We start from the raw sequence: 13,638 nt of genomic DNA on the forward strand, positions 1-13,638 counted from the left end.
TAAAAGACCTCACTCCTACCCGTGCCGAGCAGGCATTGGTGGCCGACATAACCTATATTAAAATACAAAACGACCACGCCTATCTGGCCCTGGTAACCGACCTCTATTCGAAGAAAATCATGGGATACAAACTCGATACGAACATGCGCGCCACACTGGTCATAGACGCCCTTAAAATGGCGCTGGATGCACGATCGTACCAAAATCAGCAGATCATCCATCACAGCGATCGTGGAATACAATACTGTTGCCCACAATTCGCGGAGTTTGCCGCCGCCAACAATACTCTGCTGAGCACCACACAACAATACGATCCCTACGAAAACGCAGTGGCCGAAAGGGTAAACGGAATCCTGAAATATGAGTTCGGACTCATCAAAACTTTACCTAATTTAGTAACGGCGCAGAAAATGGTAAAACAAGCCATCAAGATCTATAACTCCGAGAGACGGCATTACAGCCTGGACATGCAGACACCGGATTTTGCACATCGGAACCAACGACATATTTATAAAAAATACAGCCTGAATTAATAACCAAAATGGTCAACGTATTTCAGGACAAGACATCAAGATTGTGAAAAAAATCATCCTAATATCGTTAATCACAATAGCTTCATGTTCAAAGAAGGATTCCACTGATTTTAATCTTCCAAATCCTGATGATATCAATCAGGTCGTATCAGTTATTTCAAAAGAATACAGTTTACCGTTTTTAAAAACCGTCATTAGAAAAAATCGCAGACCATTTTCCAAGGAATTACGAAAGATATATATTTCTTTCACACCAAAACAAGGGAACTTACCATTCCCAAGATTTGCAGATAGTATCTATGCGCAAACTTTATTAAGTTATAACATGTCCCAAGACAAAACACTTACAAAAAGAGACAGTTCATATTTTAAGTTTCAAAATGAGAGTGTAAAAAACTTCACTATTAACAAAGAGCTTCAAGATGAATTTATTATTGCAAAAAATTTGGAACTCCCATTTTATGATATGACGATTCCAATCTTTTCTCCAGATAATAATAAGGCATTTGTGATTGTAAAAGTCAACAATACGGGAATTGAAGATCCTTCATATGAAGTTATTTTAAATAAAGAAAAGGGGAAGTGGTGTATTAAAAAGTATTAAGAACAGCTTGTAACCGCCGCTAACCGCCATGGCAGCGGGATGACTAAGGGGAAGAGTTTTGTCCCAAAGCCGCAAAAATTAGATTTTTCCTGCTTTGTTAAGCTAGGAAAAACCATAAGTTTTGCTACCTTTCGTCTCGGCGGAGAGATCCGTCTCCGGAAGGCTGCCACGATCGATTAGCGGCTTCACGTTAGCGTATATTGCGGGAAATCCCGGTGAAAGAACTTATTAAGATTAAATAATATGAGAAATATTTTGAATATTGCCTTTGCTACTATTTTCAACTTTTTCCTTTTCACAGAATAAAATTGCGACAACCGAAGATGGCAAAAAAGTAATCTTAAAAATTGATAAAACTTGGGATTACGTTGCTTCAAAAAGCCAAACTGAAAATGATTGCGTTCTCGACGCAAACTTTGTCGAGCCAAAAAGTGAGAAAGGTATTTACAATATGCTTAAAAGAGTTGGAGCAACAACTGATGATCTAAAAAAGCATGTGGCCGTAGAAAATGATTGCAAAGTCGAAGATGTTAAGCTTCTAAATATTTCCGAACAACAAGGAAATGGAATGTATTCTCTTTGCGTCAATGGAAAGAAAATGAAATACAGAAGAACTGGCTCTGCATTTTCGAGATTAGATGAAGATATTTGAAGCCTAAGGATTAATTGCAACATCCGCTAACCGCCGCTAACCGCCATTGCCGCGAATACGGTTACTTGAAAGTCCAGTTTACATGAGCCGCAAAACTTAGATTTTTTCTACATTATTTAAGTGAAAAAAAATCATAAGTTTTGCTAGCTTTCCGTTCGGCAGAGAAAACTCTCTCCGAAAGGCGGCAACGATCGGTTAGCGGCCTCACGTTACAAGACATTTTCTAGGACATAAATTTTAACAAAATTTAGTTTAATATTGCATCGGCTGGAGAAATGAGCAGAAAAAACCTAAAGCCGTAAGTGACTTTTTATACCAAAGAAGCACAAAATAAAGTAAGCACAAAATAAATCATTAATGAATTCAAAAAAATTTAAAGTTTCAATTTTAGCATTTGTATCAATTTTTACGATGTCATGTTCTAGCGATGATAGTTCTAGTTCTACAGAAACTATTACTGAGGAAACATCTCAAACAAACACTTGGGTCAAATTAACTGCAACAACTTCCGCAGGAGTTAACAAACCTAATTACATAATAATGATGTTCGATCAACCAGTAACATCTACAAATGATTTGCCGCCTATAAAAAAACAAATCACAACTGACGCAAATGGTCTAGCATATTTCGATCTAAACTCGATGATTACCAGTACAACATCAACCAAATATTATTTCGAAGCATTTGTCCAAAATGGGACGGGATATATTTGGAAGAGTGTTTCTCACTACAACGTTAATTTATCAAAAGGTACTATGGCAACCAGTTCTATAATTGTAAATTAATAAAAACGTCTTGTAACCGCCTGTAACCGCAATCGCGGAGTTTTCGGTAAAATGACGTTTCATTTTCACGAAGAAATTATATTTTAGCAGAGAGAACTCTTTTCGCTTTGATCCGCGACTGACGGTTACAGGCCTCACGTTACCAGCAAGTTTTGAAAAAACGGCAAAATTCGAGAATCTTAAAATATCAAATGAGAAAACTATTCCCTGTATTGCTTTTAATGTTCCTGCATTCGGCATTTGGTCAAAATGTAGCTAGCAAAAAGAATTTAATTGAGGTTCTTAGCATTGAGAAAATTTGGACGTCTTGTAATGTTGAGAGTCAGTTTTATAAGAATGATACGATAAATTTGTATAGCAGTCGGGCTTTCGAATATTGCAAAAAGTATATTTCTTGGGAATTTTTTGATAGTAAATCATTCAAAGAAATCAAAGGAGAAGATTTTGGACATTATCAAGTAACTGATATTTTAACTGACAATGATTTTTACAATTTCGAAGTTAAAGAAATTGGTAACGAAGTAATTTTAGAAATTTCAACTTCAAAAAATAAGAAGAAGAAATTTAAAATAATAGAAACCCAATTTTCAAAAACCCAAATCCAAAAAATTGTAATCGTAAGATTATTATAAAACCTGCTGGTAACCGCCGCTAACCGCCATCGGTGGTTCACGGTAAATTGAACCAAATTTTCCATAACTTCGCTTACGTTTGGCAGAGAAATTTCTCTCCGAAAGGCCGCGACGATCGGTTAGCGGCCTCACGTTATGCGATATTTATGGACGACGAAACGAAAAAAAATTGGCGAAAAAACTGGCTACTCTCAATAAATGAATTGACTTCGATTGGGTTGCAACAAATTTCTTGGACTAATATTTCCTTAAAAAGTCCTCATTGGACATTCGTCGAATTTATATCTTCTTATTTTGATGATTTAGCTTTAAGCGAAAATTACCATGATGAAATTTCAAGAGATTTAGTATCGTTGGATGAATATAAGATCATCGAAAACTGGCATAAAAGTTTGTCAAAGTACCAACCCCCAAAAAGTGACTACTCTGGCCATTATTCAATTTTGATTGATCCAGAGTGGAATAAAATTGTTGAATTTGGAAAACAATCGAAAATAAAGTTAGCGGAAATTGTAAGTTTTGAAGAAAGGGAAATTCTATTAAGCAATTTAAACATCGCATAACCGCCGCTAACCGCCATCGCGGGTTCAGAGAAATTAGAGGCTGAAATTTCCAGAAGTCGCGAAAACAAGATTTTTTCCGCTTTGATAAGCTAGAAAAAATCGTTGATTTCGCTACCTTTATTCCAAAGCAGAGAAAGTTCTCTCCGAAAGGCCGCGACGGCGTTTAGCGGCCTCACGTTACTTGCAAGCCGGCGCTGCGCGCGAGCGCCCGATTTGACACTATTTTTTCCAAAAACGACCGTTTTTCAAATCGGGCGCCGTGGCAATTTTAGAACCAATCTCGTAACAGAGAGTACCAGGTAAATTGCCACGCCAATCTTTGTGTTTTCGGCCTGCAAGTAACCGCCGCTAACCGCCATCGCTGGTTCAGAGTAACTAGCACCTAAAATTTCCAAAAGTCGCGAAAACAAGATTTTTTCCGCTTTGACAAGCTAAAAAAATCGTTGATTTCGCTACCTTTATTCCAAAGCAGAGAATATTCTCTCCGAAAGGCCGCGACGGCGTTTAGCGGCCTCACGTTGTGCGAAATGCCCGAAAAAATCCGTAAAAAATGACAGATACATTATAGCATTAGAAGAGATTAGAAACCCGGAAATCAAAAATGGTTACGATTTGATTTCGTGGCAGTCAAAGGCAATAAATGTAATTGTTAGGATTTATGGAGAAGATAGTATTCAAGAAGAGCAAATAAAACAAGTCAAATTTAAAATCTACCCAAGTTACGGTGTTAATGGACAAACTTTTGGCGGCGGCAATAATGCTGCGTTTTGCAACAAACAAGCTTCCGAAATTATACAAGGCTTAATTTCGGATTTGTCGTCTTTCGGTTTACCTGAAAAACGTAGCAAGACAGAATCCGGTAGAATTAATATTTCTTTAAATCAGCATCAAAGTCAGACGCAAACGATAAATGTCAGCTTAATTTGGGAATCGGTAAAAGACGAACTTACAGGAAAGCAAATAAAAAACTTGAAGCAGTTCTAAATGAAGAAATCAGTATCGAAGAAAAGAAAACCAAAACAATCGATAAGCTTAAAAGTTTTGGATCAGATATAATCACTAATATAATCGCAAATATTTTAACTAATCCTGCAATTTATGGAGGTTAATATTTGGCACTTCGCACAACCGCCGCTAACCGCCATCGCTGGTTTAGAGTGACTAGAACCTGAAATTTCCAGAAGTCGCGAAAACAAGATTTTTTCTGCTTTGGCAAGCTAGAAAAAATCTTGTTTTCGCTACCTTTATTCCAAAGCAGAGAAAATTCTCTCCGAAAGGCCGCGACAGCGTTTAGCGGCCTCACGTTATGGGCAATTTTAGTAGCAACACGGAGAGTTCAGGAACCTAACGCCGCAAACGATAACGTTTAATACGAAAAATATGATTACTCAAAAAATTACACCTTCAATTTGGGTAGAAACAACTAACGTTAAAGCAGTTGCCGACTACTATCTATCAATATTTAAAGACGGTAAACTAAAAGAACACCACAAATACACAAACCCACCAGAAGCAGGAGGCGGAAACTTTGAAACAGCGGTTATTGAAATTGCTGGTATGGAATTAAGCATTTTAGCAGCAGGTCCATTTCAAAAATTTAATGAGTCTGTTTCCTTAGTGATTAACACAAAAGACCAAGCTGAAACAGATTACTATTGGAATGCGTTGACTTCAAACGGTGGACAAGAAAGTTCCTGTGGTTGGTGTAAAGACAAATATGGCCTATCGTGGCAGGTAGTTCCAGTTGAGTATTACGGTTTAATAAATAATACTGACCCAAAGATTAGAGAAAAGGCAATGAAAAATACCTTTCAACAGAAGAAAATCATACTTTCAGAACTAAAATAAAAAAACTGCCCATAACAGCGGCTCTTCGCCATTGCTCCGATCCGTTAAATTGGAACACTTTTTTTCATAACTTTGCTTCTACTCGGCCGAGCGAACTTTCTCCGAAAGCCGCAACGGCTAAGAGCCGCGAAGCGTTACCAGCAAACGCTTGATCCGAAAAACTGCCTGTTACATCGACGAAAAGTCGCTCCTTGTAACGATTTCCAAATCATTTTCAAGTATTTTTGTGGGAGTATAATCTCAAACATTAAGTGTTTCAATCTTATGAAAAATATTGACAAAAACAGTTTAGAAAACGCATATCGCCTATTCGAATCTGGTGACATTGATACTATCGAAGTTGGGACAACTCAAGGTTTAAAAGACATCCACGAATATTTATTTGGAGGTTTATATGAATTCGCAGGGCAAATACGTAAATTAAATATTTCCAAAGGTGGGTTTAGATTTGCTAATGCACTTTACCTCACAGAGATCTTGGTCAAGATCGAACAAATGACTGAAAATAATTTTAAAGAAATTATCGCTAAATACGTTGAAATGAATATTGCTCATCCATTTATGGAGGGTAATGGTAGATCGATGCGTATTTGGTTAGATATGATTTTAAAAAGTAAAATTAGAAAGGTTGTTAATTGGCAATACGTCGATAAAACACTCTACTTGCAAGCAATGGAGAGAAGCCCAATAAATGATTTGGAACTGCGTACCTTATTAGAGGAACATTTAACTGCAGAAATTGATAATCGGGAAATCATTTTCAAAGGTATTGAACAGTCTTATTATTATGAAGGTTATCAAAAGGATGACGAATAGCCTGGAAGAGGATTGCGCCTGCTGGTAACCGCCGCTAACCGCCATCGCTGGTTTAGAGAAATTAGAAGCTGAAATTTTCAAAAGTCGCGAAAACAAGATTTTTTCCGCTTTGGCAAGCTAGAAAAAATCGTTGATTTCGCTACCTTTATTTCAAAGCAGAGAGATTTCTCTCCGGAAGGCCGCGACGGCGTTTAGCGGCCTCACGTTAGGCGCAAGCCGCGTACGCGCGAGGAACAAACCGAATATCGAAATTAACCAAAAATATTACATGGCTTTAGAATTTGAGAATGAGATTGAAATAATTGAAGTTATGGAGAGCTATCTTATATCTGCACGACCTCGAGAAGAAATTCGAAGCCAGTTAGATATTGGTTATAAAGTGGATGGCCAAAATGTAATCATATTTGAAATTCGTCCGAGTTGGACTAATCCTAAAGAAAAAGCAGAATATTATGTTGCAAAAGCTGCATTTGTAAAAAAAGAAAATACGTGGAAAATCTTTTGGCTAATGTCTGATTTAAAATGGCATAACTATAAACCCTTGCCAAGGGTAAAGAGCCTTAAAGAATTTGTAGATGTTGTAAAAGAGGATAAACTCGGATGCTTCTGGGGCTAGAAATTTGAATTCGGCCAGCGCCTAACCGCCGCTAACCGCCATCGCTGGTTTATGGTATTTTGAACCAACTTTTTCCATAACTTCGCCTTTGTTCAGCAGAGAATATTCTCTCCGGAAGGCCGCGACGGCGTTTAGCGGCCTCACGTTACTAGCCATTTTTAATGATCTCTCGTCTAAAAATCAGATTATGAATATAAATACGTTCTGGAAAATTATCATCAAATCAATAGGAATATGGCTTTTATTAAATTGTGTTTGGATAATCCCACAATTTACATCAACGTTAAATTTCATAAACGGTGAAATAGGATGGGAAAATCTAATTCTAGTTTGGCTTATGAGTTTGGCTACTTTGTCAATATTTATTTTAGTTACAAGACTATTTCTGTTTAAAAGCGAATGGATAATTAAGATATTGAAACTCGATCAAAATTTTGTCGAGGAAAATATTAAATTTGAAATCCCGGCTAAAAATGTATTGACAATAACTATAACCTTGATTGGAGCTGTATGGTTTTTAAAATCATTTCCAAATCTAATAAGTTCAGTTTTCGAATTTTTGAGACAAAAAGAACTGATTAAAAATTATAGCGAGACTGGATGGTTTATATATTATTTCATTTCAACAATTATTGGATTTTTGACAATGACCAATGGTAAATTTGTTAGCGAATATCTTTGGAAAGAAAATTTTAATGATCAAAACGGCTAGTAACCGCCGCTAACCGCAATCGCTGGTTCAGAGCAATTAGAACCTAAAATTTCCAAAAGTCGCGAAAACAAGATTTTTTCTGCTTTGGTAAGCTAGAAAAAATCGTTGATTTCGCTACCTTTATTCCAAAGCAGAGAAAACTCTCTCCGAAAGGCCGCGACGGCGTTTAGCGGCCTCACGTTGGCAGTAATTACGAAACCTATCGAGTCGATGAAGATACATTTTGCTGTAATTTGTCTTATTATATTTTCAGCTGCTTCAGCTCAGGAAAAGCTGAGTCGCGCAGATATTTATAAAGTTAATGATATCGTCCATAGCAAGGTAGATGACAAACCATTAACGGGAACTGTCGCGTTTATAAAAAAAAATAAGCACACTGTTTTCGAAAAATATTACGAAAATGGGTATCTAAAAAAATATACTGAATATTTTAATGGTGATGGGCAAAGAATTGCCGAAGAAGTTTTCTATTTTCCTAATAGTAACATTGAGCAGAAAAAAGTTAAGCATAACTTGACCTCTACCATTTTCTGGATTACTGATTATGATGAACGAGGCGAAAAAGTTTTATACCAAATTATCGAGAATAATAAAATAACATATAAATGTGGTTACTTGAATGGCAAAAAGGACGGAACTGAAATTTGCGAAGACGAAAATGGGAATGTGCTTACGCAAAAATTTGAGAAGGGAAAGCTTATAAAGTAACTACTGCCAACAGCCGCTAAAAAAAAGCGCTGCTTTCAGGTGGTTGAACCAGTCATTTTTTAAGTACATTTACGTTTAGCAGAGACGACTATCTCTGCTAGACGCGCCTTCTTTTAGCGGCGAAACGTTACTGGAAAACTTGACGCCGCCTGAAACTTGAAACAGAAATGCCCCAATAAATAATTAATAATGAGATTTAGTCTTATCAGCTTAATATTTTGTGCGCTAAGTTGTGGCACATTTAAAAATACCAGTAAAGTTGTAATTGAAGATTCTATATTTTCATCAAAGGCTGTAGGTATTCCTCATAGAACTCAAAATTCCTACAATCCATATATTTACGAAAACGGATATGGCAGCATCAGTATAAGTGAAGAAGTCATTAGCCTAGATACTTTGCAACTCAGAGTAAACAAAGTAAAGTTCAATGCCGTTCTAGGTGCAAATTATACTCAAGCTGCAATGTTTCGAAAATTTGGAAGATGGAATAGGGAAATATTCATGGATTTGCCCCAAAGAGGCAGCTTGCCGGCAATAACAAAAGTCATATTGATCTGGGACAACGTTAAGTTGTTGCCGGACAAAGAAGATCTTTTCAGTGTTTTTTGCGAAGGTGATGAAAATATGAAAGAAATATATGCGTCCGCAATGGTTTTTGACGCAAACCTAATGATCAGCTCAATACGAACGTTCCCGAAAGAGAAATGATTATAAAAACATTAGCTGAGAGCATTGAAAATCTCAAGTCGACAAATTCATTTAATCAAATGATTAGGCAGTTAATTATGAACCATAAAAGCCATTAAAAATTTAAGTCTTCCAGTAACCGCCGCTAACCGCCATCGCTGGTTCACGGCTAATTGAGTCAATATTTTCCATAACTTCGTTTCGTTCGGCAGAGAAAATTCTCTCCCGAAGGCCGCGACGGCGGTTAGCGGCCTCACGTTACTTGCAAGCCGGCGCTGCGCGCGAGCGCCCGATTTGACACTATTTTTTTTCAAAAAACGACCGTTTTTCAAATCGGGCGCCGTGGCAATTTTAGAACCAACCTTGTAACAGAGAGTACAAGGTAAATTGCCACGCTAATCTTTGTGTCTTCGGCCTGCAAGTAACCGCCGCTAACCGCCATCGCTGGTATAGAGTAATTAGAAGCTGCAATTTCCAAAAGTCGCGAAAACAAGATTTTTTCTGCTTTGGCAAGCTAGAAAAAATCGTTGATTTCGCTACCTTTATTCCAAAGCAGAGAAAATTCTCTCCGGAAGGCCGCGACGGCGTTTAGCGGCCTCACGTTACCATCTATGTTTCGAAACCACCTAATATGACAACCAAGGAGATAATAACAGCTTCCATAATTCACATTGTAATTCCACTATTAGGCTTTTTATTATTTTTAAGCCTGAATAAGGCAATGAAAAAAAATACGCAGAACGCACCAGAAATAGAACTTTTTACAGTATTTATTAATTATGGAATTCTATTAATAATAGTTTTGACTGAATTGTTTTGGAAATGGTCCGGAATCGCGTCGCTCGGAACATTTTATTTAATTTTCGGAGCGCCTATTATAATGGGACTTATAATTTTAAGAAATAAGGGAAAATTATCAGTCTCAATTTATCACAAATCAATATTTTTTTCCGGAATTTTATATTTTGTAATCACTCCATTAGCATTTATTACAATTTATTTTTTAGAATGATATGAAATGCAAATGTGAAAAACACAGCTGGTAACCGCCGCTAATCGCCATTGCCGCAATACGTTAGCGTGAACTTGCAGTTTCCAGAAGCCACAAAACTATGAATTTTTCTGCTTTGTCAAGCTTGAAAAATTCATCAGTTTTGTTACCTTTCCGTTCGGCAGAGAAAACTCTCTCCGGAAGGCGGCAACGCGCGGTTAGCGGCCTAACGTTATCTTCCAGCCGCGAAATCACGAAATCTGAAACGGTCGAAAGAAAATATTTGCTCGCTCATAACATCGGAAAACGATTACTCTAAAAATAGTTCATGAAGCGAATCCAAAAACAAAAAATTCCGCTGAAATTAAATTTGTGACGAGAGATTTTGCGAACATTCAGAAAATTTACTTCGACGCCGAAAAAAAAAATTTGACGCCGCAACTATTTTATTTTAGTAACGCGAACAATTTATTTCGATGCCGCAAAAATTTATCCTGGCTTCGAAAAGAACTTATTTTAACGACAAAAAAATATCTTACCGAAGAAAAAATTACCGCCACGACAAAACAACGTCAATTAGACTTTGTAAAAAATATAAATAAATTCTTTTTTTGATCTTATATTCGGCCGAGAAGATAACCGCCGTTAACTTCCATTGCTGTTTTCCGGTAGCGAGAACTACTTTTTTCCATAACTTCGCTTGCGTTCGGCAGAGAATATTCTCTCCGATTGCCGCAACGAGAAGTTAGCGGCCTCACGTTACTGGAAATGGCGGCGAGCGCGAAACCTGAAAAAACGTCACTCCAAAAAAAATCTGAACTTCTCTCTAGTTTTATACCATTCAACGAAGGAAAATATTAGTCGGCTGATCGCGATCAAAAACGAGGAACATCATTATATTTAAATCTAGGCGAGCAGCAAAGATTAGTCTTTGATCAGCATGGCGTTTTTAACAAGCAGTCATTGGTCGGCTTTGGGCGCTTTCGATAATTATCATTCAAAGTTCAAAAGTTTTGGTTGGTATAAGATTCCAAAACAAACTATTTTCGTCGACAGATATTGAACAGTTCGTTGGCTCAACCTGGCTGGCCTGCTAAAAGAAAAAAGATTAACGACGAAAACAAAATCGTCACTTGATTTGCCAATAGGACGTGCCGCCACTTCCAGTAACCGCCGCTAACCGCCATCGCTGGTTAAGAGTGACTAGAACCTAAAATTTCCAGAAGTCGCGAAAACAAGATTTTTTCTGCTTTTGCAAGCTAGAAAAAATCGTTGATTTCGCTACCTTTATTCCAAAGCAGAGAATATTCTCTCCGGAAGGCCGCGACGGCGTTTAGCGGCCTCACGTTAGCAGAGATTGCAAAAAAATCGCGATAAAAAATGAATAAGAAGATAAAAATTAGCTTAATAATCTTGAGTATATTAATTTTCTTAATCTCCTTGGTTCAAGAATGTTATTTAGCAAATGGTTCAAAAACGATAGGATCGCTTGGATTAATGGCTTTTTTAATAGGATGGATGAATGCTTCGGATTCTTTTATTGTCTGGTTTGCGAACCCGCTGTATTTATTATCCGTTATTTTTTTAATTATAAATAAGAATATTGCTAAATATTTAGGTGGCTTGTCATTATTATTATCACTTTCCTTTTTAATACTTGACGAAGTATTAATAAATGAAGGAGGAAATATCGCCAAGATTCAGAAGTATCTAATAGGATACTGGCTTTGGGTTCTAAGTATGTTTTTAATTTTCTTGTGTACGCTGTTGAATAAAGCAACCTCTGCTAACCGCCGCTAACCGCCATCGCTGGTTTCGGGTAACAGAACCACCCTTTTTCGAAGGCGCGAAAACAAGATTTTTTCTACTTTGCAAGATAGAAAAAATCATTGATTTCGCTACCTTTATACCAAAGCAGAGAATATTCTCTCCGAAAGGCCGCGACGATCGGTTAGCGGCCTCACGTTAGCAGTAACCTTAAAACGACGAAATGAGTACCAATCAAGTTCTTAAAGAAAGAATTGAATATTTAATTTCACTAGCAGACAAAACTTTGTCCAGCAAGTTCACGACTAGTGATGACTTTTTCTACCATCATTGGGTTGCGAACGAATTGTTAAAGAGTTTGAAACAGCGAGCTTATCTTTCATACTAAATCTTTACGGAGAAAATCATCCTTACTATTTACGATTCAAAGCATTAAATTCTCCAAAACCTCACGAAGTTGAAGCTGGGAAAGGTTTACTAAACTCTATAAAAACAGAAATTGAGAAAGGTTGGTTGACAACGGTTAAAGGATTAGTTTCAGCAGAAATTTTTACTGACTTTCTCGAGACAGCAGAATATTTGCTGGAACAAAAATATAAAGATCCGGCGGCAGTAATTATCGGAAGCACATTAGAAGAACATCTTCGCCAATTGTGCAGAAAAAACAATATTGCCGTTGATGAGCAAAAGAAATTAAAAAGCATCCCTAAGAGAGCGGATACTTTAAATAATGAATTGGCATCTGTTGGTATTTACAATAAACTTGATCAAAAAAATGTGACTGCGTGGTTAGATTTACGAAATAAAGCTGCTCATGGGCATTACTCAGAATATGGGCAAGAACAGGTGGAAAATCTACTTAGAGGAGTTACCGAATTTATGACTAGAAATAATATATAAAGGCTACTGCTAACCGCCTATTCACGCAATCGCTGGTTCTGTATGGCTTCACGCCTATTCTCCGATTCCGCAAAACAATGATTTTTTCAAACTTTTCAAGTTAGAAAAAATCAAAAGTTTTGCTACCTTCACGTTCGGCAGAGAGTACAATCTCCGAAAGGCCGCGACTGCGCGAATAGGCCTAACGTTAGCAGTAATTTTTGATCACCAAGGGTAAATTCAAGAACTTAATGCAACAAAATCTTATCAATAGATTTGTTGTAAATGAAGAGAACATTCAACCATTTAAGTCATAAGGAAAGGATCGTAATCGAGACATTGCTCGCCGAAAAAAAATCCGTTTCATATATCGCAAGACAACTGGGAAGGAACCGGTCCACGATAGGTCGGGAGGTCAAACAATGGGTCGTAAACCCCAAAGATGTCTATAAGGCCGACCTGGCCCATTTCTGCGCCGAACAGGTCCATATAACCAAACGGGGAAAGGACAAGATAAATTCCCATTCAAGGCTCAAGGCCGCCGTCTATCGTGGACTGCTCAGGGATCTGTCACCGGAGCAGATTTCGGGCGAACTCCGGGATCGGTATCCGGCTGATCCGGTAATGTCCATCTCCTACGAGGCGATTTACCAACACATTTACAGGCACAGGCAATCCAGGCTTGGCAAAAAACTCATTGCGCTGCTGCCCTATAAGCACAGCCGCAGAAGGAACCGAACCAGAAAGGGCTTTACCAAACACAGTCGCATACCCGAGGCGGTAAGCATCGATGAAAGACCGGCTGAAGTCCTCTTAAGACAAGAAATCGGGCATACCGAAGGAG

Annotated in this window: 17 protein-coding genes; all 17 read left to right on the top strand. The window is 37.6% G+C overall.

Translation table 11 applies throughout. The annotated features are described in order from the left end of the window. A partial coding sequence (locus tag HC229_RS16090) for an IS3 family transposase (protein WP_191021531.1) occupies positions 1 to 533 on the top strand: 533 nt, incomplete at its 5' end. A 43-nt stretch (positions 534 to 576) separates the two neighbouring features. Continuing rightward, positions 577 to 1,137, top strand: coding sequence for a hypothetical protein (locus HC229_RS16095; protein ID WP_191021532.1), 561 nt, complete (start codon positions 577 to 579; stop codon positions 1,135 to 1,137). 262 nt (positions 1,138 to 1,399) lie between these two features. After that, positions 1,400 to 1,789: a DUF3157 domain-containing protein gene (locus HC229_RS16100; RefSeq protein ID WP_191021533.1), complete on the top strand. Its 390-nt coding sequence runs from the start codon at positions 1,400 to 1,402 to the stop codon at positions 1,787 to 1,789. Positions 1,790 to 2,146: 357 nt separating this feature from the next. After that, on the top strand, positions 2,147 to 2,575 hold the full coding sequence (locus HC229_RS16105; RefSeq protein WP_191021534.1) for a hypothetical protein: 429 nt from the start codon (positions 2,147 to 2,149) through the stop codon (positions 2,573 to 2,575). Positions 2,576 to 2,766: 191 nt separating this feature from the next. Next, a complete protein-coding gene (locus HC229_RS16110) occupies positions 2,767 to 3,207 on the top strand; it encodes a hypothetical protein (RefSeq protein WP_191021535.1) in 441 nt (146 codons plus the stop codon). Between the two features lie 146 nt (positions 3,208 to 3,353). After that, positions 3,354 to 3,770 (top strand): hypothetical protein, encoded by a 417-nt coding sequence (locus HC229_RS16115; protein WP_191021536.1) that lies wholly within the window; start codon positions 3,354 to 3,356, stop codon positions 3,768 to 3,770. Between the two features lie 612 nt (positions 3,771 to 4,382). After that, positions 4,383 to 4,754 (top strand): hypothetical protein, encoded by a 372-nt coding sequence (locus tag HC229_RS16120; protein WP_191021537.1) that lies wholly within the window; start codon positions 4,383 to 4,385, stop codon positions 4,752 to 4,754. A gap of 396 nt (positions 4,755 to 5,150) precedes the next feature. Next, a complete protein-coding gene (locus HC229_RS16125) occupies positions 5,151 to 5,618 on the top strand; it encodes a VOC family protein (protein WP_191021538.1) in 468 nt (155 codons plus the stop codon). 264 nt (positions 5,619 to 5,882) lie between these two features. Next, positions 5,883 to 6,434, top strand: a complete 552-nt coding sequence (gene fic / locus HC229_RS16130; RefSeq protein WP_191021539.1) for a protein adenylyltransferase Fic — start codon at positions 5,883 to 5,885, stop codon at positions 6,432 to 6,434. A 268-nt stretch (positions 6,435 to 6,702) separates the two neighbouring features. Next, the gene (locus HC229_RS16135; protein WP_191021540.1) at positions 6,703 to 7,050 is read left to right on the top strand and encodes a DUF3024 domain-containing protein; all 348 of its coding nucleotides are present in this window, start codon (positions 6,703 to 6,705) and stop codon (positions 7,048 to 7,050) included. Between the two features lie 187 nt (positions 7,051 to 7,237). Next, the gene (locus HC229_RS16140; protein ID WP_191021541.1) at positions 7,238 to 7,762 is read left to right on the top strand and encodes a hypothetical protein; all 525 of its coding nucleotides are present in this window, start codon (positions 7,238 to 7,240) and stop codon (positions 7,760 to 7,762) included. A gap of 210 nt (positions 7,763 to 7,972) precedes the next feature. Then, positions 7,973 to 8,470 (top strand): toxin-antitoxin system YwqK family antitoxin, encoded by a 498-nt coding sequence (locus HC229_RS16145; protein WP_191021542.1) that lies wholly within the window; start codon positions 7,973 to 7,975, stop codon positions 8,468 to 8,470. A 189-nt stretch (positions 8,471 to 8,659) separates the two neighbouring features. Further along, on the top strand, positions 8,660 to 9,178 hold the full coding sequence (locus HC229_RS16150; protein ID WP_191021543.1) for a hypothetical protein: 519 nt from the start codon (positions 8,660 to 8,662) through the stop codon (positions 9,176 to 9,178). Between the two features lie 610 nt (positions 9,179 to 9,788). After that, complete coding sequence (locus HC229_RS16155) at positions 9,789 to 10,169, top strand: hypothetical protein (protein ID WP_191021544.1); 381 nt, start codon at positions 9,789 to 9,791, stop codon at positions 10,167 to 10,169. Between the two features lie 1,359 nt (positions 10,170 to 11,528). Next, on the top strand, positions 11,529 to 11,948 hold the full coding sequence (locus HC229_RS16160) for a hypothetical protein (RefSeq protein WP_191021545.1): 420 nt from the start codon (positions 11,529 to 11,531) through the stop codon (positions 11,946 to 11,948). A 297-nt stretch (positions 11,949 to 12,245) separates the two neighbouring features. Further along, positions 12,246 to 12,815 carry a hypothetical protein gene (locus tag HC229_RS16165; protein WP_191021546.1) on the top strand — a complete coding sequence of 190 codons (570 nt, stop codon included), beginning with the start codon at positions 12,246 to 12,248 and terminating at the stop codon, positions 12,813 to 12,815. Positions 12,816 to 13,079: 264 nt separating this feature from the next. Further along, on the top strand, positions 13,080 to 13,638 hold a 559-nt coding region (locus HC229_RS16170), incomplete at its 3' end, for a helix-turn-helix domain-containing protein (protein WP_191021547.1).

The organism is Flavobacterium selenitireducens (genome assembly GCF_014748335.1).
GTDB classification, from domain to species: Bacteria; Bacteroidota; Bacteroidia; order Flavobacteriales; family Flavobacteriaceae; genus Flavobacterium; species Flavobacterium selenitireducens.

What these genes read in the sequence shown, in the direction of transcription:
- HC229_RS16105 (WP_191021534.1), top strand. Translation starts at nt 2,147, where the DNA reads ATGAATTCAAAAAAATTTAAAGTTTCAATTTTAGCATTTGTATCAATT.
- HC229_RS16110 (WP_191021535.1), top strand. Translation starts at nt 2,767, where the DNA reads ATGAGAAAACTATTCCCTGTATTGCTTTTAATGTTCCTGCATTCGGCA.
- HC229_RS16115 (WP_191021536.1), top strand. Translation starts at nt 3,354, where the DNA reads ATGGACGACGAAACGAAAAAAAATTGGCGAAAAAACTGGCTACTCTCA.
- HC229_RS16125 (WP_191021538.1), top strand. Translation starts at nt 5,151, where the DNA reads ATGATTACTCAAAAAATTACACCTTCAATTTGGGTAGAAACAACTAAC.
- fic (WP_191021539.1), top strand. Translation starts at nt 5,883, where the DNA reads ATGAAAAATATTGACAAAAACAGTTTAGAAAACGCATATCGCCTATTC.
- HC229_RS16135 (WP_191021540.1), top strand. Translation starts at nt 6,703, where the DNA reads ATGGCTTTAGAATTTGAGAATGAGATTGAAATAATTGAAGTTATGGAG.
- HC229_RS16140 (WP_191021541.1), top strand. Translation starts at nt 7,238, where the DNA reads ATGAATATAAATACGTTCTGGAAAATTATCATCAAATCAATAGGAATA.
- HC229_RS16145 (WP_191021542.1), top strand. Translation starts at nt 7,973, where the DNA reads ATGAAGATACATTTTGCTGTAATTTGTCTTATTATATTTTCAGCTGCT.
- HC229_RS16150 (WP_191021543.1), top strand. Translation starts at nt 8,660, where the DNA reads ATGAGATTTAGTCTTATCAGCTTAATATTTTGTGCGCTAAGTTGTGGC.
- HC229_RS16155 (WP_191021544.1), top strand. Translation starts at nt 9,789, where the DNA reads ATGACAACCAAGGAGATAATAACAGCTTCCATAATTCACATTGTAATT.
- HC229_RS16160 (WP_191021545.1), top strand. Translation starts at nt 11,529, where the DNA reads ATGAATAAGAAGATAAAAATTAGCTTAATAATCTTGAGTATATTAATT.